Source organism: Streptosporangium sp. NPDC000095, assembly GCF_042899335.1.
GTDB lineage: Bacteria > Actinomycetota > Actinomycetes > Streptosporangiales > Streptosporangiaceae > Streptosporangium.
This window is the reverse complement of sequence record NZ_JBIAZS010000012.1, coordinates 302,271-319,358: the sequence shown is the minus strand read 5'-3', so window position 1 is coordinate 319,358 and position 17,088 is coordinate 302,271. Positions and strand designations below refer to the sequence as shown.

15 protein-coding genes are annotated in these 17,088 nt (G+C 70.6%); 6 read left to right on the top strand and 9 right to left on the bottom strand.

The window, feature by feature from the left end; genetic code table 11:
- Positions 1-119: 119 nt before the first annotated feature.
- The 3 genes from ACFY3V_RS26445 to ACFY3V_RS26435 all read right to left on the bottom strand — a co-directional run bounded on the left by ACFY3V_RS26445 (position 120) and on the right by ACFY3V_RS26435 (position 3,866).
- Positions 120-1,346 (bottom strand): class I SAM-dependent methyltransferase, encoded by a 1,227-nt coding sequence (locus ACFY3V_RS26445; protein ID WP_350946102.1) that lies wholly within the window; start codon positions 1,344-1,346, stop codon positions 120-122.
- A gap of 148 nt (positions 1,347-1,494) precedes the next feature.
- Positions 1,495-2,481, bottom strand: a complete 987-nt coding sequence (locus ACFY3V_RS26440; protein ID WP_362906804.1) for a Gfo/Idh/MocA family oxidoreductase — start codon at positions 2,479-2,481, stop codon at positions 1,495-1,497.
- The gene (locus ACFY3V_RS26435; protein ID WP_362906806.1) at positions 2,478-3,866 is read right to left on the bottom strand and encodes an NDP-hexose 2,3-dehydratase family protein; all 1,389 of its coding nucleotides are present in this window, start codon (positions 3,864-3,866) and stop codon (positions 2,478-2,480) included. Before ACFY3V_RS26435 ends, ACFY3V_RS26440 begins: the two co-directional genes overlap by 4 nt.
- 285 nt (positions 3,867-4,151) lie before the next feature.
- On the opposite strand from ACFY3V_RS26435, the gene ACFY3V_RS26430 reads away from it, so the two are divergent.
- Positions 4,152-4,604: an FdtA/QdtA family cupin domain-containing protein gene (locus ACFY3V_RS26430; RefSeq protein WP_350946099.1), complete on the top strand. Its 453-nt coding sequence runs from the start codon at positions 4,152-4,154 to the stop codon at positions 4,602-4,604.
- Positions 4,601-5,701, top strand: a complete 1,101-nt coding sequence (locus ACFY3V_RS26425) for a DegT/DnrJ/EryC1/StrS family aminotransferase (RefSeq protein WP_362906808.1) — start codon at positions 4,601-4,603, stop codon at positions 5,699-5,701. The genes ACFY3V_RS26430 and ACFY3V_RS26425 overlap by 4 nt, the downstream gene beginning before the upstream one ends.
- Before the next feature lie 197 nt (positions 5,702-5,898).
- On the opposite strand, the gene ACFY3V_RS26420 is transcribed toward ACFY3V_RS26425, so the two are convergent.
- The 6 genes from ACFY3V_RS26420 to ACFY3V_RS26395 all read right to left on the bottom strand — a co-directional run bounded on the left by ACFY3V_RS26420 (position 5,899) and on the right by ACFY3V_RS26395 (position 11,881).
- Positions 5,899-6,888, bottom strand: a complete 990-nt coding sequence (locus ACFY3V_RS26420) for an NAD-dependent epimerase/dehydratase family protein (protein WP_389777121.1) — start codon at positions 6,886-6,888, stop codon at positions 5,899-5,901.
- 5 nt (positions 6,889-6,893) lie between these two features.
- Complete coding sequence (locus ACFY3V_RS26415; RefSeq protein WP_362906812.1) at positions 6,894-8,246, bottom strand: nucleotide sugar dehydrogenase; 1,353 nt, start codon at positions 8,244-8,246, stop codon at positions 6,894-6,896.
- Between the two features lie 22 nt (positions 8,247-8,268).
- Positions 8,269-9,423: an ABC transporter permease gene (locus tag ACFY3V_RS26410; protein WP_362906814.1), complete on the bottom strand. Its 1,155-nt coding sequence runs from the start codon at positions 9,421-9,423 to the stop codon at positions 8,269-8,271.
- Positions 9,420-10,586 (bottom strand): ABC transporter permease, encoded by a 1,167-nt coding sequence (locus ACFY3V_RS26405; protein ID WP_362906816.1) that lies wholly within the window; start codon positions 10,584-10,586, stop codon positions 9,420-9,422. Before ACFY3V_RS26405 ends, ACFY3V_RS26410 begins: the two co-directional genes overlap by 4 nt.
- A gap of 26 nt (positions 10,587-10,612) precedes the next feature.
- Complete coding sequence (locus tag ACFY3V_RS26400; RefSeq protein WP_389777146.1) at positions 10,613-11,503, bottom strand: ABC transporter ATP-binding protein; 891 nt, start codon at positions 11,501-11,503, stop codon at positions 10,613-10,615.
- A gap of 282 nt (positions 11,504-11,785) precedes the next feature.
- Complete coding sequence (locus tag ACFY3V_RS26395) at positions 11,786-11,881, bottom strand: class III lanthipeptide (RefSeq protein WP_350946092.1); 96 nt, start codon at positions 11,879-11,881, stop codon at positions 11,786-11,788.
- A 414-nt stretch (positions 11,882-12,295) separates the two neighbouring features.
- Here ACFY3V_RS26395 and ACFY3V_RS26390 point away from each other — a divergent pair, with 414 nt between their 5' ends.
- The 4 genes from ACFY3V_RS26390 to lanKC all read left to right on the top strand — a co-directional run bounded on the left by ACFY3V_RS26390 (position 12,296) and on the right by lanKC (position 17,088).
- Positions 12,296-12,928, top strand: a complete 633-nt coding sequence (locus ACFY3V_RS26390) for a LuxR C-terminal-related transcriptional regulator (protein ID WP_362906820.1) — start codon at positions 12,296-12,298, stop codon at positions 12,926-12,928.
- A gap of 139 nt (positions 12,929-13,067) precedes the next feature.
- Positions 13,068-13,709: a GNAT family protein gene (locus ACFY3V_RS26385; protein ID WP_362906822.1), complete on the top strand. Its 642-nt coding sequence runs from the start codon at positions 13,068-13,070 to the stop codon at positions 13,707-13,709.
- A complete protein-coding gene (locus ACFY3V_RS26380; protein WP_389777114.1) occupies positions 13,706-14,455 on the top strand; it encodes a flavoprotein in 750 nt (249 codons plus the stop codon). Before ACFY3V_RS26385 ends, ACFY3V_RS26380 begins: the two co-directional genes overlap by 4 nt.
- On the top strand, positions 14,452-17,088 hold the full coding sequence (gene lanKC, locus ACFY3V_RS26375; RefSeq protein WP_389777143.1) for a class III lanthionine synthetase LanKC: 2,637 nt from the start codon (positions 14,452-14,454) through the stop codon (positions 17,086-17,088). The genes ACFY3V_RS26380 and lanKC overlap by 4 nt, the downstream gene beginning before the upstream one ends.

The window sequence follows — 17,088 nt, the reverse complement described above, 5'->3', positions numbered from 1 at the left end:
CGCCCAACGACTCCGCCAGGAAACCCTCACCACCCCCGGCCCCAACCAACTCGTCCCCGAACTGGAAAGACTCACCGCCCACCACCGCGACACGGCGGGCTGAGGCCGGGCGCGGGCGATCAGACGACGTGGACCTCGGGCACGTACAGGATCCACCTGCCGCCCGCCTCACGGAAGGCGCGCTCCTTGGCCATGATCTCCTCGGCGTGGTTCCAGGCGAACAGCAGCGCGTAGTCGGGGTACGGCTCGGCGAACGCCGAGGGCTCGCGGACCGGGATGTGCGATCCGGGGGTGAGTCTGCCCTGCTTGGCGACGGTGGTGTCGCAGACGAACGGGACCAGCTCCGGGCCGATGCCGCAGTAGTTGGTCACCGTCGCGCTCTTGGCGGTCGCCCCGTAGCCCACGACCCGCTTGCCGTCGTCGCGCAGGTCGCGCAGCAGGGCGACGAGGTCGTCGCGGATCCGCTCGACGTTGCGCGCGAAGCCCTTCAGCGTGGGCATGGCCGCGAGGTTGCGCTTGTTCTCGTCCGCCAGCAGCTCGGCCACCGCGGCCGTCGGCGTCCTGGTGCCCGCGTGGGCCAGCGTGTAGCGGACCTCGCCGCCGTGCACCGGGAGCCTCTCGACGTCGACGAGCTCCAGGTCGAAGCGGGCGGCCATCGCCTGGACCGCGCGGACGGTGAAGAAGTAGAAGTGCTCGTCGTAGATCTGGTCGAAGGACGTGCGCTCGACGATCTCGGAGAAGTAGGGGTCCTCGAACACGAAGACGCCGGTCGGGGCGAGCAGCGCGGTCACCCCGCGCAGGATCGACTCGATGTAGGGGATGTGGCACAGGGTGTTGGCGGCGTAGATGACGTCCGCCCTGCCGTCGACGGCGAGGATGTCCTTCGCCGTCGTCTCCTCGAAGAAGTCCTTGCGGACGCGGATGCCCTTGGCGTGCGCCATCTCCGCCACCCCTCCGGACGGCTCCACCCCGAGGTGCCTCACCCCGGCGTCGGCGATCGCCTTCAGCATCACCCCGTCGTTGCAGCCGAGTTCGACCACGAACGGGTCCTCGCCGGTCAGCTCGGTGGCGAGCAGCCGCCTGGCCAGCTTCTCGAAGTGCGCGCGCATGACGGCCGACCCCGAGGACACGTACGGGTAGTCCTCGTGGAACATGCGGTCGCGGGGGATCTCCTCCATGAGCTGAACCATCGTGCACGCCTCGCATATCCCGACGGCGAGCCGCACGAAGAATTCGTCCGCGAAATCGCCTGGGCGGACGAACGCGTCGGAGAGCGGCTGGCGCCCGAAGTCGAAGAATTCAGCGAGGGATCCGGCGCAGACACGGCACCGCGACGTGGCAGACATACTTTGCTCCTCGATTCTGGATGGCACGGGGTGAATCAGCTGTAAATCGCAGCGCGGCCCGCCGCCAGCGTGCGAAACAAAGAGGCGCGGCAGCGTTTTATCAGGGCACGGGGACGCGGCCGGCGGCCACTTTCCTCGCTTTTCATGTTCATATCGTTATCCGCCGGGCCCGCTCGCGGATCGCGTCGACGAGCTCGGCCTGGGCGAGGGCCGGCTTCGTGTGCTCGGCCTGCCCGTCGCCCTCCCGCACGGATCGCGCGAAGGACTCCAGGATGTTGACGAACTGGCGGTCGGCGGCGAGCGTCCGCTCCTGCACGAGGTCCTGCCGCTCGATCCGCACGACGGGGCGCATCGAGTCAGGAGGGGTGTAGGCGCGGTCCAGCAGGATCGACCCCTCCGAGCCCCACAGCGCGTACGAGCTGCGGTAGGAGTGCTCGAACCCGAACCTGATCTGCGCGGTGACGCCCCCGGGCGAGCACAGCAGCGCGCTTCCCTCGACGTCCACCCCGCTGGCGGCGTCGTAGCGCAGGAACGCGCCGCAGACCTCGAGGTCGTCGCCGAGGAAGAGCCGCGCGGCGCGGATCGGGTAGACGCCGACCTCGAACAGGGCGCCGCCGCCGAGTTCTGGCCGGTAGCGGAAGTCGCGGGGGTCGCGCGGGGGGATGCCGAAGTCGCCGGTGAAGGAGCGCAGCCGCCCGATCGTCCCGTCGTCGAGCAGCCGGCCCACCTCCTCGTGCTGGGAGTGGTGCGGGAAGACGAGGTTCTCCACGAGGAGCAGGTCGCGCTCCTCGGCGAGGGTGAGCAGCCTCTCGGCCTCGGCACGGCTGGTGGCCAGCGGTTTCTCGGCCAGCACGTGCTTGCCCGCCCGCAGCGCGCGGTCGACCCACTCGGCGCGCAGCCCGGTGGGCAGCGGGATGTAGACCGCCTCCACGTCGGGGCGCTCCAGGAGGTTTCCGTACCCGGTCACCGCGTCGCAGCCGAAGCGCCGGGCGAAGGTCTCGGCCTTGGCCGCGTCGCGGCTCGCGACCGCGACCGGCAGCACGGCCGGGGCCTCCGCCATCGCCGGGAGCGTGCGCCGCCAGGCGATGTCCGCGCAGGAGAGCACGCCCATGCGCACGGGTGAGGTCGTCGTCAACGCTCTCCTCCCCAGAGTCCCTGCAGGCAGGCGACGAGCGTTCTGGCCTGGACGTTGAGGTAGTAGCTGTGCCGCAGCAGCCCGGACAGCTGGCCGACGGTGACCCAGGTGTAGTCCTCGGGCACCTCGACGGGGAAGTCGTCGTCGGCCTCGATCACCAGGTATCTGATCACCGCGCCCATGAAGCGCCCGCCCTCCTCCGACAGCAGCGACTCGAAGCGGATCCGGGAGCGGTCGGCGTTCAGCACGTAGTCCATGAAGTACGGGCGCCGGTCGGCGGGCACCCCCTCGTAGCTCTCGGGCGCGCACTGCAGGGTGGCGGCCAGCTCGACCATGTCCGGCAGGCCGCCCTCCATCCTGGCGTGGACCAGCACGTGCAGCACGCCGTGGATCCGCTTGACGACGAAGGCGACCACACCCTGGCCCACCGGCACGAACAGCGGCTGGCTCCACGAGCCGACCTCCCTGCCGGCCCCGCTCACCGCGACCGCGGCGACCGTGAAGTACTTTCCCTCCTCGTGGGCGATCTCGTCGCGGGACCGCTTCCAGCGGGTGACCTGCTCCAGGTTCACGCACCAGCGGTCGACGAGCTTGCTGCTTCTCGCCGCGGTGAACCAGCTCAGCAGGCTGGAGGTGGTGTGCAGGGCGGCCCCGCCGCTCACCACCGAGCGGCGCAGCGCTCCTACGAAATCCTCGCAGTCCTCGCCGCTGCCGCCACCGTCGGCGAGGATCGCGCCGTCGAAGGGAACGCACGCGAGCACGGTCCTGGAGTCCATGTTGACGAGGTTGTCGACACGCAGCAGTTCCTGCAGCTGGCCGATGGTGAGCCAGCGAAAGCCGTCGCGGACCTCGATGTCCTCGGTCACCTCGACGACCATGTTGCGGTTGCGTTTGCACCAGAACCAGGAGCCGTGCTCGGACTGGAGCACGTCGACGAGCACGCTGCCGGGCCGGGGCCGGGTGAAGTACTCCAGGTAGGGCACGCCCGCGCCGCGGTGCACGCCCACGTAGTTGCTGTGCGTGGCCTGCACCGTGGGCGACAGCTGCACGGAGTTGACGTTCCCCGGCTCCATCTTGGCCTGCATGAGGAAGTGGACGACGCCGTCGATCTCCTTGGCGAGGATGCCGAGGATGCCGATCTCGGACTGGTTGATGATCGGCTGCGACCAGCCCTCCGCCGGGTCCGAGCGGGTGCTGACCCGCAGCCCTTCCACCGAGAAGAACCGTCCGCTGCGGTGGACCAGGTTGCCGCTGCCCGGCGTGAAGCTCCAGCCGTCGAGGTCGGCGAAGGGGATCCTGGTGACCTCGGCGCGCTCCGTGCGGTGGCGTTCGGCGAACCACTCCCTGAACTCGGCGAGCGGCAGGACGGCGCTGTCCCTGGCCATGGACGATTTAGTGAGGCGGGCTCTGAATTCGTTATTCTCCCGGCGCAGAGAATGTGATATCTGGGGGAGGCTGGTCATATTCCGACCCTCCGGTCTTTGGATCGCACGGCCTTCGCCGGAGAGTAATTATATAAATCTCGTTAGTCCATTGCATTCGTTCTTCCGGAGGGCTTCCAAGGCGCCGAGAATCACTTGACCGCCGGGTTCTCGAAAAATAGCGTTTGTCCCGCTGGCGAGACGGGACGGGGCGGAACGACCCCTCGTCCGAGGGAGGGTGGAGGCTCGATGAGTTCTTCGGTGAACGGCGGCGAGGACCTCGCGGTCGGCAGGGTCGAGCCATGCCGCCTCGTCGAGCTTCCGGAGATCGTCGACCCTCGGGGCAGCCTGTGCGTGGTCGAGTCCGGCAAGGAGATCGACTTCGACGTCAAGCGGGCCTACTACATGTTCGACATGCCGCCGGGCACCCGGCGCGGCGGGCACGGCCACCGCCGCCTGCGGCAGCTGATCATAGCCGTGCACGGCCGCTTCGAGGTGAAGGTGGACGACGGCTTCAACCGGCGCACGTTCGTGCTCGACCACCCCCGGCTGGGGCTCTACATGACCCCGATGGTCTGGCGGGACATGGTCGACTTCGCACCGGGGACGGTCGGTCTGTGGCTGGTCTCCGAGCCCTACGACGAGGGCGACTACTACCGCGACTACGACGAGTTCCTGCGAGACGCGCGGAGCGGGGCGTGAAGGTCCCCTTCCTCGACCTGCGGGCCCCGTACGAGGAGTTGCGGGACGACCTCGACGCGGCGCTCCAGCGGGTACTGAGCTCGGGCTGGTATCTCATGGGTCCCGAGGTGGAGGCGTTCGAGGCGGAGTTCGCGGCCTACTGTGGCAACGCGCACTGCGTGGCGGTGGGCAGCGGCTGCGACGCGCTGGAGCTGTCCCTGCGCGCGATGGGCGTGGGCCGGGGCGACGAGGTGATCGTCGCGTCCCACACGTTCATCGCGAGCTGGGTGGCGATCTCCAGGGTCGGCGCGCGACCGGTGCCGGTGGAGCCGGACGAGCGCACCTGCACCCTGGACCCCGCGCGGATCGAGGAGGCGGTCACCCCCCGCACCAAGGTGATCATGCCGGTGCACCTGTACGGCCACCCCGCCGACCTGGGGGCCGTCGAGAAGATCGCGGCCAGGCACGGCCTGCGCGTCCTGGAGGACGCGGCACAGGCCCACGGCGCCCGCGAGCACGGCCGCCGGGTGGGGTCGGGCTCCGCCGCCGCGTTCAGCTTCTATCCCGGCAAGAACCTCGGCGCCCTCGGCGACGGCGGCGCCGTCGTGACGGGGGACGCGGAGCTGGCGGCGCGGGTGCGGCTGCTGCGCAACGTCGGGGCCCGCGAGAAGTACCGGCACGAGGTCGTGGCCGCCAACTCCCGGCTGGACGAGATGCAGGCCGCCACGCTGCGGGTCAAGCTGGCGTCGCTGGACGAGTGGAACGATCGCCGCCGTGCCGTGGCCGCGCGCTACCTGGACGAGCTCAAGGGCGTGGGCGACCTGCTGCTGCCCGTGCCGGCCCCGTGGGCCGAGCCGGTCTGGCACCTGTTCGTGGTGCGCACCGCCCGCCGGCGGGAGCTTCAGGAGCGGCTCGCCGCCGCCGGGATCGGCACGCTCGTGCACTACCCGATCGCGGTGCACCGCTCCCCCGCCTACGCCCGCGAGGGGTACGCGCCCGGATCGCTGCCGCTGGCCGAGCGGCTCGCCGACGAGGTGCTGAGCCTGCCGATCGGCCCGCACCTCGACGACCGGGCGGTGGACGCGGTCGTCGCCGCGACCCGCGCGGCCTGCCTCTGAGCGGAGGCGCCCGGCACCGGTCGCGCTCCGAGCCCGCGGCGCGAGCGATACTCCCCTGGCCCGCCATGAGCCTGCGCCATGAAGTCGCGGCCGATCGTCAGGCGGTCCGAGACCGGCATCCTCGCCAAGGAGCCTGTGCCGTACCGCGACCATGGCCGCGCCGGCCCCTCACGGACCGGCGCGGCCATGGTCGCCGGTCAGCTGGAACCGCTGTCGGGCTGCTCCAGCCACCAGGGGTTGGCCCGCGCCCAGTCGATCGTCCTGGCCAGGCCGTCCCGCAGGGTGGTGGTGCTGCGCCACCCGAGCACGGCGAGCGCCTTGGAGGTGTCGGGAACGCGCCGCGACAGGTCCTGGTAGGCGTCGCCGAAGCCGTCGCGCGGGTCGACGGGGACCGCCTCGTCCCCGCCCGTCAGCTCGACCACGAGCTCGATCACCGCGCGGATGGTCGTCTCGACGGAACTGCCGATGTTGAAGCACTCCCCCAGCGCCGCGGCGGCGGTGCCCGCCTCGATCGTGGCCTCGATCGCGTCGTCGACGAAGGTGAAGCAGCGCGTCTGCCCGCCGCCGTCGTACAGGATCGGCGGCAGGCCGCGCAGGGCGCGGTGGACGCTGCGGCTGACCACGAAGCCCGGCCGCTGGCCGGGCCCGTAGACGTTGAAGTAGCGCACGATGGTGGCGTCGAGCCCGCGCTGGCGCATGTAGGCGAACGTCAGGTGCTCGGCCAGCGCCTTGCTCGAGGAGTAACTCCACCTGTCGGTGGCGGTGCTGCCGAGGACGCGGTCGTCGTCCTCGGCCCACGGGACGGCCGGGTTCTTGCCGAACACCTCGCTGGTGCTGGCCAGGACGACCCGGGCACCGGCCTTCTGGGCGAGTTCCAGGACGTTCTTCGTCCCCGACAGGTTGATGTCGATGACGTCGAGCGGCCGGTCGATGTAGCGGTCGACGCCGACCACGGCGGCGAGGTGGTAGACGGTGTCCACGTCGCCGGTGATCGCGCCCGCGAGCGCCTCCGCGTCCCTGATGTCGCCGCCGACGTGGCGGGGGGCGCCGCCGTCGCGGCCGGGCGGGGGCGGCCCACCGTCGAAGACCGCGTCGAAGACCGTCACCTCGTCCCCGCGCCGGGAGAGCGCGTCGGCGAGATGACCGCCGAGGAAACCGAGACCGCCGGTGACCACCACGTTCGCCACGGCCCCTACCTCCCGATCCCGCGGTAGGCGAACCCGGCCTCGCGCAGCAGCTCTATGGTCTCGCGCGGATAGTAGGCGCGGCCGTCGACCACCGCGCACGAGGGGGCGACCCGCTCGCGGAGCGCGGCGAGGTCGATGTCCTCGAACTCCCGGTGCCAGGCGAGCACCGCCAGGCAGTCGGCTCCGCGCACGGCCTCCTCCAGCGAGGAGGCCCTCGGCAGCCCGAAGAGCTTCTCCGCCTCGTCGCCGTCGACCAGCGGGTCGTACAGGCTCACCTCCGCGCCCGCTTTGCGTAGTTCCTCGACGACCGGTCTGACCGGTGTCTCGCGCAGGTCGCCGGTGTTGTTCTTGAAGGCGAGCCCGAGGACCGCCACCTTCGCGCCCACCGGCGACCTGCCGAGCTTGGCCAGCTCCTGCACGATGAGGTCGCTGGTGTAGTGCGGCATGGAGTCGTTGACCTCGCGGGCGGCCGGGATGGTCAGCAGGTCGATGCCGCGCTGCCTGGCGGCTCGCCAGACCATCCAGGGGTCCTTGGTCAGGCAGGAGCCGCCCACTCCCACGCTCGGCAGCAGGATGTTGACGTTGCCGTTGCCCTTGGGGATCGAGTTCGCCGCGGAGATGATGTCGAGGACGTCGACCTCCAGCGCGGCGCAGAGCCGGGCGAGCTCGTTGGCCAGGGCGATGTTGTGGTCGATCCACCAGTTGTCGGCGAGCTTGACCATCTCGGCCGCCTCCAGGGAGGCCACCGGGATCACCTCCACCCCGACGGCCCGGCGCCAGAACGCCACCGCCGCCTGGGTGCTGTCGGCGCACCAGCCGCCGACGATGATGGGGAAGCTGAGCAGCTCGCGCAGCGCGGTCCCCTCGGAGAGGCGCTCCGGGCAGAAGGCGAGGCCGAAGTCCGCACCGCAGACCAGGCCACCGCGCTCCAGCAGCGGCAGGGCGAGCGAGCGGGTCACCCCCGGCGGGACGGTGCTCTTGAACACCAGGAGCTGACCCGGCCTGATGTGCCGGCCCAGTTCCTCGCAGGCGCCGCGCAGCTGGCTCTCCTTCATCACCCCGCGCTCACCGGTGGGGGTGCCGACCGCGACGATGACGACGTCCGCCTCGGAGACGCTCTCGTAGCTCGTGGTGACGCGCAGGCGGCCGGTGCCCGCGTGGCGGGCCACGAGCTCGGGCAGCCCGGTCTCGCTGAACCGGCAGTGCCCGGCGTTGAGCTCCTCGACGAGCACGGGGTCGGTGTCCACCCCGATCACGTTCACGCCGCGGTCGGCCAGGACGGCGGCGACGCACGAGCCGACGTATCCCAGGCCGAGGACCGCGGCAGTGATGTTCTCCCGATCAGGCAGGAAACGCATGTCATCTCCAATGGTCTCGGCTTTACCGGGTGAGGACACGGCGCAGGCGCCAGACGCCGAGGGCGAACAGGACGGCCGCGTAGCAGCTCAGGACACCGAACTGGGGCAGGATGTCGACGATGGTGCCGCCGTTCCTGACCAGCTCGGCGAAGGCCTCGTAGGCCCAGGCGTGCGGGGTCAGGTGGGCGACGACCTGCATCACGCCGCCGAACGACTCCAGGGGCAGCATGGAGCCGCCGAGCGCGGCGAGCCCCAGTCCGAGGATCATGGCGACGGAGATCGCCGCTCCCGGCGTCTTGAACGCCGATCCCAGGAGCATGGCGGCCCCGCTCCCGACCAGGGAGAAGACGACGACGAGCGCCGCCGCCGCCAGCGGGTCGCCCCAGTCGACCCCGAAGATCAGCGCGGAGCCGAGCATGATCAGCAGCGCCTGCGTCAGCGCGATGACCATCCGGCCGAGCGCCTCTCCGGCGACGATGGCGCGGGCCGAGATCGGGGTCGCGTACATCCGGCGCGCCACTCCGAGCAGCCGGGTCTCGACGAGCCCGATCGCGGCGGTCAGCGAGGTGAGGAAGGTGAACAGCAGCAGCAGCGGCGGAGCCGAGGCGGCGAAGGGGTTGAACCCCTCGGGGAACAGGCTCCGGCCCGTGGTGGTGACGCGCACCTGGACCTCGGCGACGCTCGCCTGCCCCGCCCTGCTCAGGCTCTCGTCGAAGCTTCCCGCCCCCTCCTGCTGCCCGAAGCGGGCGGCCCGCAGCAGGGCGGCCTGCTGGGGGACGACGGAGCGGACCCAGGTGCCGATCTCGGCCGCTCCCGGATCCTGCTGCCGGGTCAGGTAGCGCACCTCGACCTGGCCGCCCTCGCGGATCCGGGCGTCGTAGTCGGCCGGGACGACCACGCCGGCCCGCAGCTCGCCGCGCTCCACCGCGGTGCGCAGCGCGGACTCGTCCCCGATCCTTTCGACCGTGACGCGCTCGCCGGAGCCCAGCGCCCCGACCAGCTGCTGCGTCAGCGGTCCCGAACCGCTCACCACGCCCAGCCTCAGCTGCTGGTCGACGCCGAACATCTGCCCGAGCACGAAGACCATCAGGAACGGCGCGACGATCACGAAGAAGATGTTGGTGCGGTCGCTGAAGACCCGGCGGAGGTTGACCATCCCTATGGCGAGGGCCTTCACGCGTGCACCATCCTTCCGACACGGGACAGGGCGAGGGCGCCGCCCAGTACGGCGAAGCCGAGCAGTGCCGCGACCGGGACCGCCACGGCCTGCACCGACCCTCCGCCGGCCAGGTCGGCCAGCCCCTGCATGAACCACTTGTGCGGCGTGAGATAGCCGAGCGCGGTGAGCCCGCCGAGTTGCGCGCTGGGGAAGAACACCCCGCCGAGGATGCCCAGCACCATCGCCACCACCGACTGCCAGTTCGACGCCTGCTCGGCGGTACGGGCGAACGTGGCGAGCGCGGCCATCAGTCCGGTGGCGGCGAGCACGCCGGAGATCACCAGCGCGGCCACGCCGAGCGGATCGCCCCAGCGGGCGCCGATGACGAGGGTGGTGACCACGACGAGGATCGTCATGCTCACGATGCCCACCAGGACGCCGCTGAGCAGCTTGCCCAGCACGATCGCCGGCCGGGAGATCGGGGCGGCCAGCATCCTGGTCAGCGTCCCCGCCCTGCGCTCGTCGAAGACGCTGGTGATGCTGAAGACGACGGCGAAGAAGAGGAAGAACATCGCCATGCCGGCGGCGTAGTAGGTGGTGACGTCCAGCTGCCGCCGTACGGCGGAGGCGTCCTCGCGCACCGACACCGGCACCGGGAGCGCGCCGGCCCGCTCCGCGAGCCGGGCGGCCCGCTCCGCGTCCGGCGCCGTCCCCGAGGGGGAGACCACGGCCACGGCCAGCTGGACCGAGCGCAGCCCGGTCGCGTAGGCCTGCCCGACCTCGCGGGCGACCTGGACCGCGACGGGCGCGGCGACACTTCCGATGATCTCCAGGGTGGCGGCGCGTCCCGCCCGCACGTCGGCGGAGAAGCCGGCGGGGATGACGAAGGTGGCCTCCACCTCGCCGCGCTGCGTCAGCGCCCGTCCCTCCTCGGCCGTCGCCACCGGCCGCAGGGTCACGATGCCCGAGTCGCGCATCGGCTCAAGGACCTGCTGGACGAACCCGCCGCCGGCGGCGCGGTCGGCGTCGGCCACCGCGTAGCGGGCCGTGAAGCCGCCGCCCGTGCCGCCCAGGACCGCGTTGAGGATGAACGCCATGCCCAGCGGCAGCACGATCGCGAAAACGATCAGGGTGCTGTCCTTCGCCCGCTGGCGCAGGTCCTTCAGCAGGATGATGATCATTCCACGCACCGTAGGCCCCGTCCCACTCAGTCCCGAAGCGCCTTACCGGTGAGGTGCAGGAAGACCGCCTCCAGGTTGGGTTCGCGCACCTCCGCGGACCGGATCGCCGCGTCCTGGCCGGCCACGGCCTCGAAGAGCCGGGGCAGGATCGCCCTCGCCCCCTCGACGAGCAGTTCGATGTGCGGGCCCTCGCCACTCACCTTGCGGACCCGCGGCAGCTCGGCGAGCGCGCGCCTCACCCGGTCCAGGTCGCCGTCCACCTGCAGGATCACCTGGTCGTTCTCCCCCACCATGTCCACCAGCTCGCGGCGGGTGCCCTCGGCCTTCATCTGGCCCTCGTCGACGATGCCGACCCGGTCGCAGAGCCGCTCGGCCTCCTCCATGTAGTGGGTGGTGTAGAGCACGGCCACCCCCTCCCCCGCCAGGCGCCGCACGCTCTCCAGGATGGAGTTGCGGCTCTGCGGGTCGACTCCGGCGGTCGGCTCGTCCAGGATCAGCAGGCGTGGCCGGTTCAGCAGCCCGATCCCGATGTTGAGGCGGCGGGCCATGCCTCCCGAGTAGGCGGAGACCGCCTCGTCGGCGCGGTCGGCCAGCCCGATCGTCTCAAGCACCTCGCCCACCTTGCTCCTGCCCTGGCGTCCTCGCAGGCCGTACAGCTGCCCGAAGAACCAGAGGTTCTGACGTGCCGTGAGATCCTGGTAAAGCGCGAGCTCCTGGGGCACGTAACCGATCAGCGCTTTCGTCTTCGTGTTCCGCGCGTCGTGCGGCTGCCCGTCGACGAGAACCGTGCCCTCGTCGCGCTCGACAACTCCGACAATCATCGAAATCGTCGTCGTCTTTCCCGCCCCATTCGGACCGAGCAGGCCGTAGACCTCGCCCTCCGCAATGGAAAAACCGACTCCGTCGACCGCGACCATCTGGCCATAACGTTTACGCAGTCCTTCGCACGCCAGAATGATGTCGCTCATGGGGCCCAATTGAACACGGCCCCTTCTCGAGGCACAAGGCGAGAGAAAATCGGAAAGGATCGCGGCGCGTTTTGCCGTCTCATCGGCGGTCGCGCGGCCCGTCACGGAGTGTGGTGCCCCGCCTCGGGGAGGGCACCCGGCGCCCGGCCGCGAGATCCGCGTCCACCGGGTGTGCCGGTGACCGCGAACGCGGGGGGAGGCACGAGACCGCCCCCCGCGAACACGGAGGAATCAGCAGGTGCTGTTGCTGATGGTGCTACTGGGGAGATCGGCGTACTCGGGTGCGACGTCGATCTCCTGCAGCTCAAGAATGTTGGACAGGTCCATTAAGACACCTCCTTCGAGGGCTCGAAAGTCAGACCGGCCGTGTGGCGGCCCCGGGCCGGCCGGGTCTTCCTCTCTGACACACCGCCGCCCTCGCCGGCTTCGGAGGGTGAACCGCGCGCATTCCACGGATTTCACGGAGTCTGCACCGTGACACCTGCACCGAAAAACGATGACGAGCGAAAGCGCCATAAAGGCGTTAATCCCGGCCGTTCCGCTGACGAAACATAGTTATGGAACCCCGGAATGCGCAACGGCCTGTCCTAAAACGGCCATCCCCGGCGTTTCCATAAGTCGGAAACGACGACGGTCCCGAGACTTTAGCCATGACATTATATTTTCATGCGCCACGCCGATACAAACAGCAGCGAGGATCGGATAATCACACCACAGGAACTGCGTGAAGTGTTTTCCCGGATGGCGGAGAGCCGGTATCGGGAAGTCCTGGTGGTGCTCTCCGACGATCCGCTGGGGCGCTTCCTGTCCGGCCGGGTGGGAGAGCTGCTCGTCGAGGGGAATTGCCCGGTGTCCGTCGTGCGCGCCGGGGGCGGCGAGGAGAGCGAACCTCTCGCGGCCCCTTCCTTCGATCCCCGGCACGCCCGGACCAGGACGCTGCCTTCGGTCCCACTGTCGGCGGTGATCGCCGACCGGCGGGTGGCGCTGCTGAGCCTGCGGCCCCCACCGGGAGAGGTGGCGCCCGTGACCCTGGTGACGCGGGCCGGTCACCTCTCCACGCTGCTGGCCATCTTCGGCCATCTGTGGGGCACCGCGCACGTTCCACCACCCCAGGAGACCGGGGCCGGGCAACGGCGCGGCGCCGTGCTGAGCCTCCTGGCCGAGGGACTGACCGATGGCGGCATCGCGGCCCGGCTGGGGGTCGCGGAGCGGACGGTCAGACGCGAGGTGAACGGGCTGATGCGCTCGGCGGGCGCGACCAGCAGGTTTCAGCTGGCGTTGCGGGCTCAGGAACTCGGCTGGCTGCCCCGTCCCGCCGGCGAGACAACGCCGGATAACGATTCCGCATTTCACGGGCGCGCCGCTTTCTCATAGCCGCGGATAGCGAAACGTTGACGACCTGGGAACGCCAAACCTAGTGTCCAGATATCGACGAGCTCAGGACGGTTCGATCCCCACGGGACCATCGGGTCCGGAAACCATCGCCGCCGAAAGAATTCAAGGTGACACAGTCGTGCTCATTCCCCATGTCGAGACTCAGCGGACGGCGCTCACCATCGCCGACCCGTCGGACGGGGTCGCCCTCTACGAGCTCCTTCTCGGCCTGGGACTGCACAGCATGCCGCCGCTCAAGGTATTCGTTGACCAGCTGAAAAAGCAGGACATCTCCGCGATTTTCGCGATCAGGCTGCGGCACAGCGGGGAGACCGTCGGATTCGGGACCCTGCACGAGATGGACCCGGCCGGACACATCCAGGTCGGTATATTCACCGACACCGACAAGGCCAGATACGGCCTCGGCGGCGAGGCGATGATGCTTCTGGTGAATTACGCGTTCGCCACCTGGGAAGACATAAGAAAAGTATATTTCGTCACCACGGACGCCAGTATCGACCGGATCGGCTGGGTCGGTGACCTCATTCCCAAGGAGGCGACCCTCCCCAAGCACATGTTCTTCCGGGGATGCCTCTGGGACGTGCATTTCTACGCCATTTATCGGCATATGTGGGAAAAGCAGGGCGCGGATGTTCTCACCCGGCTGGTCCGGGGGCCGGAGGCCGAGCGCCCGAGGGGCATCAGGGCGCTCATCCACCACCTCAGGTGGCTCGTCACCAGGCCGAAGCCCGCCCCGAGCCCGAAGGAGTACGCGCGGTGACCGACACACCGGCCGACCGCCGGCCCCCCGAGTTCGGCGGCGAGCGCCTGCTCGTGATCGGTACCGGCGCCATCGCCGCGATGTACCTGCCGTTCTGGCTCAACTGGCTGATCACGGCGTACCGGGACCTTGAGGTGCAGGTCGTCCTCACCCCGAGCGCGGAGCGCTTCGTGAGCGGGGAGGCGTTGAGCGTGCTCGTCCGCCGGGAGGTCGTGCGGGACCGGTGGCCCGAGGAGGCGCGGTCGGACGCCCTGCACGTGCGGCTCACCGAGTGGAGCGACAGCGTGATCGTCTATCCGGCGTGCGTGAACTTCATCTCCAGGCTCGCGCTCGGGCTCGCCGACACCCCCGCGCTGCTGTCCCTGCAGTGCACCTCCGCCCCCATCGCGGTGGCGCCCTCGCTGCCCCCCGGGGCGATGGACAACCCGACGCTGCGGGGGCATCTGCGGACCCTCTCCGAACGGCGCAACGTCGTGGTGGCGCCGGTACGGGCGACGAGGAGCCTCAGCACCGGACGCCAGGACGCGGCGGGCGCGCCCCCGCTGTCGACAATGATCGGCCTTCTGGAACGACTGCGCGGGTCCCTCTCCGCCGACGGCGAGAGCGACACGGACGGCGGAAGCAACGGGGACCGCGAGAGCAAAGCGGACGGCAGGAGCAACGGGGACCGCGAGCGCGACAGTGGCGGCGGGGACGGCGCGGGAGCGACGAGCACGGGCGAGGAGCACCACGCGTGCAGGACATGATGCAGATCTACACCCTGGCCGACCCCCTCTTCTTCGAGGAGCCCACCCGCTGGTCGGGCGGGGTGGGCTTCATCCGGGACCACGCGTTCACCGTGTCGGGCACGGCCGTTCCCGAGGGGTGGGTGCGCAAGGAGCGCGGGGTCTGGGTGTCCCTGCGCCCACAGGGCCAGACCACCGCCGAGCAGGGCTGGAAGGTCCACCTGTCCGCGACGCTGGAGAACGCCGACCGGCTCTGCTCCGCCGCCTGGGACTACTGCGTCGAGCGCGGCATCCCCTTCAAGCACCTGCGCGACCGCAACATGCTGCTCGTCTTCAACGCCAAGTACTCGCCGCGCGGCTCCAGCGGAAAGCTGGTCACCGTCTACCCGCGCGACGAGGAGGAGTTGCGGGCCGTGCTGACGGACCTGTCGGCGGAACTGAAGGGCGAGCAGGGTCCGTACATCCTCAGCGACCTGCGCTGGGGCGACGGTCCGCTGTACGTCCGCTACGGCGGTTTCACCGAGATGACGTGCGTGGACGAGCACGGCGAGACCGTCTTCGCGGTCCGTCACCCCGACGGCACCCTGCTGCCCGACCGGCGCAGGCCGTTCTTCGACCCGCCCAAATGGGTGGAACTGCCCGGCTTCCTCCAGCCACACCTGGACTCCCGTCGCGACGGTGCGGGCGCCGAGCTCCCCTACCTGGTGCGCCGGGCCCTGCACTTCTCCAACGCCGGGGGCGTCTACCTCGCCACCCGCCGCACCGACGACAGCCAGGTCGTGCTCAAGGAGGCCCGCCCGCACGCGGCGGTGGACGCCAACCATCACGACGCGACGACGAGGATGGAACGCGAGAGCTGGGCCCTCACCGCGCTGCGCGGCATCCCCGGGGTCCCCGCCCTGTACGACGAGCTCGACGTGGCGGGGCACCGCTTCCTGGTCGAGGAGTACGTCGAGGGGCAGCCGCTGAACGTGTGGTGCGGCACCGCCCATCCCTGGGTGGTCATGGCCGAGCCGTCGGCCGAGGACATCGAGTCCTACACCCGCAGGGCCGTGCGCATCACCGACCGCGTCGAGGCGCTGATCGCCGAGATACACGCCCGCGGGGTGGTCTTCGGCGACCTGCACCTGGGCAACGTCATCGTCCGGCCCGACGAGACGGTGGCCCTAGTCGATTTCGAACTGGCGTTCGATGCTGCGGACACCGACTGGCGGCCGGGACTGGCCGCGACCGGTTTCGCCAGCCGGAACACGAACGGTGTGGCCCGCGACCTATACGCCCTCGCCGCGTTGCGCCTCACCGTGTTCCTGCCGTTCAGCAAGATCACCGCGCTGCGGCCCGACCGGGTCCACCGGCTCGTCCGCACGATGTGCGACAACTTCCCGGTTCCCGCCGGCTGGGCCGAGACGATCCTCTCCCACCTCGCTCCTTCGCGAGGGCTCCCGGACTCCCCCGCCACCGAACCGGTCGAGGTGGAGGTGGGGCCCGCCGGTCCTGACGCCCCCGCCGTGGACTGGCGGGCGGTGCGCGAGTCCCTGGCCAGGGGAATCCTGAGTTCCGCGACCCCCGAACGCGAGGACCGCCTGTTCCCCGGCGACGTGCACCAGTTCGTGTCCGGCGGGCTCGGGTTCGCCTACGGCGCCGCCGGGGTGCTGTGGGCCCTGGAGGTGACCGGCCACGGCAGGCATCCGGAGCACGAGAGGTGGCTGCTCGACGCCGTGCGGCGCGACAGACCGCGCCGCCCCGGCTTCTACGACGGGACCGCCGGCATCGCCTACACCCTCGACCACCTGGGATACCCGCAGGAGGCGGCCGAGCTGCTCGACCGGCACCCGGTGCCCGATCGCGCGAACATCTCGATGTTCTCCGGGTACGCCGGCATCGGGGCGGCGCTGGCGCACCTCGCGGGCACCCAGGGCAGGCCGGAGCATCTCACCGCGGCACTCGCCGTCGCCGACCGGCTGGCCGACGCGGTGGAACGCGGAGACCCCGGCACGGCACGCGGCCCGGGGCTCCCGGCCCCCACCCGGCCCCTGGAGGCCGGCCTCATGCGGGGCTGGTGCGGAGTGGCCCTCTTCCTCGTCCGGCTGTTCGAGCGGACCGGCGACCCCGCCCTCCTCGACCACGCCGTCCGAGCCGTCGGGCTGGACCTCGACCGGTGCGTGACGACCGCGGACGGCTGGCTCGTGGTCGAGGAGGCGGGGGTGCGCACGATGCCCTACCTCGACGTCGGCAGCGCGGGCATCGCCCTCGTCGCCGCCGAACTCCTCGCCCACCGCGAGGACGACCGGGTGCGCGCGAGCCTTCCCGGCCTGCTGCGCGCCTGCCGGACGCGCGTCTCGCTGCAGGCCGACCTCTTCCGCGGCATGGCCGGGCAGGTGGCCGTACTCTCCCGGCTCGCGAACGGCACACCCGACGGCGGGACGGACGACATGACGGGCGACGCGGCGGAGGACCGGCGGCTGCGGGACCTGTGCGAGCACGCCGTCTCCTTCCAGGGGCACCTCGCGTTCACCGGCACCAGGGGCTTCCGGATCTCCATGGACCTGGCGACGGGTGGCGCGGGCGTCCTGCTCGCCATGTCGCAGGCCACCGGGAGCACCGGGGGAACTACCCCCTTCCTGCCGTTCTTCTCCCCTCGCGGGGGGCGGTGA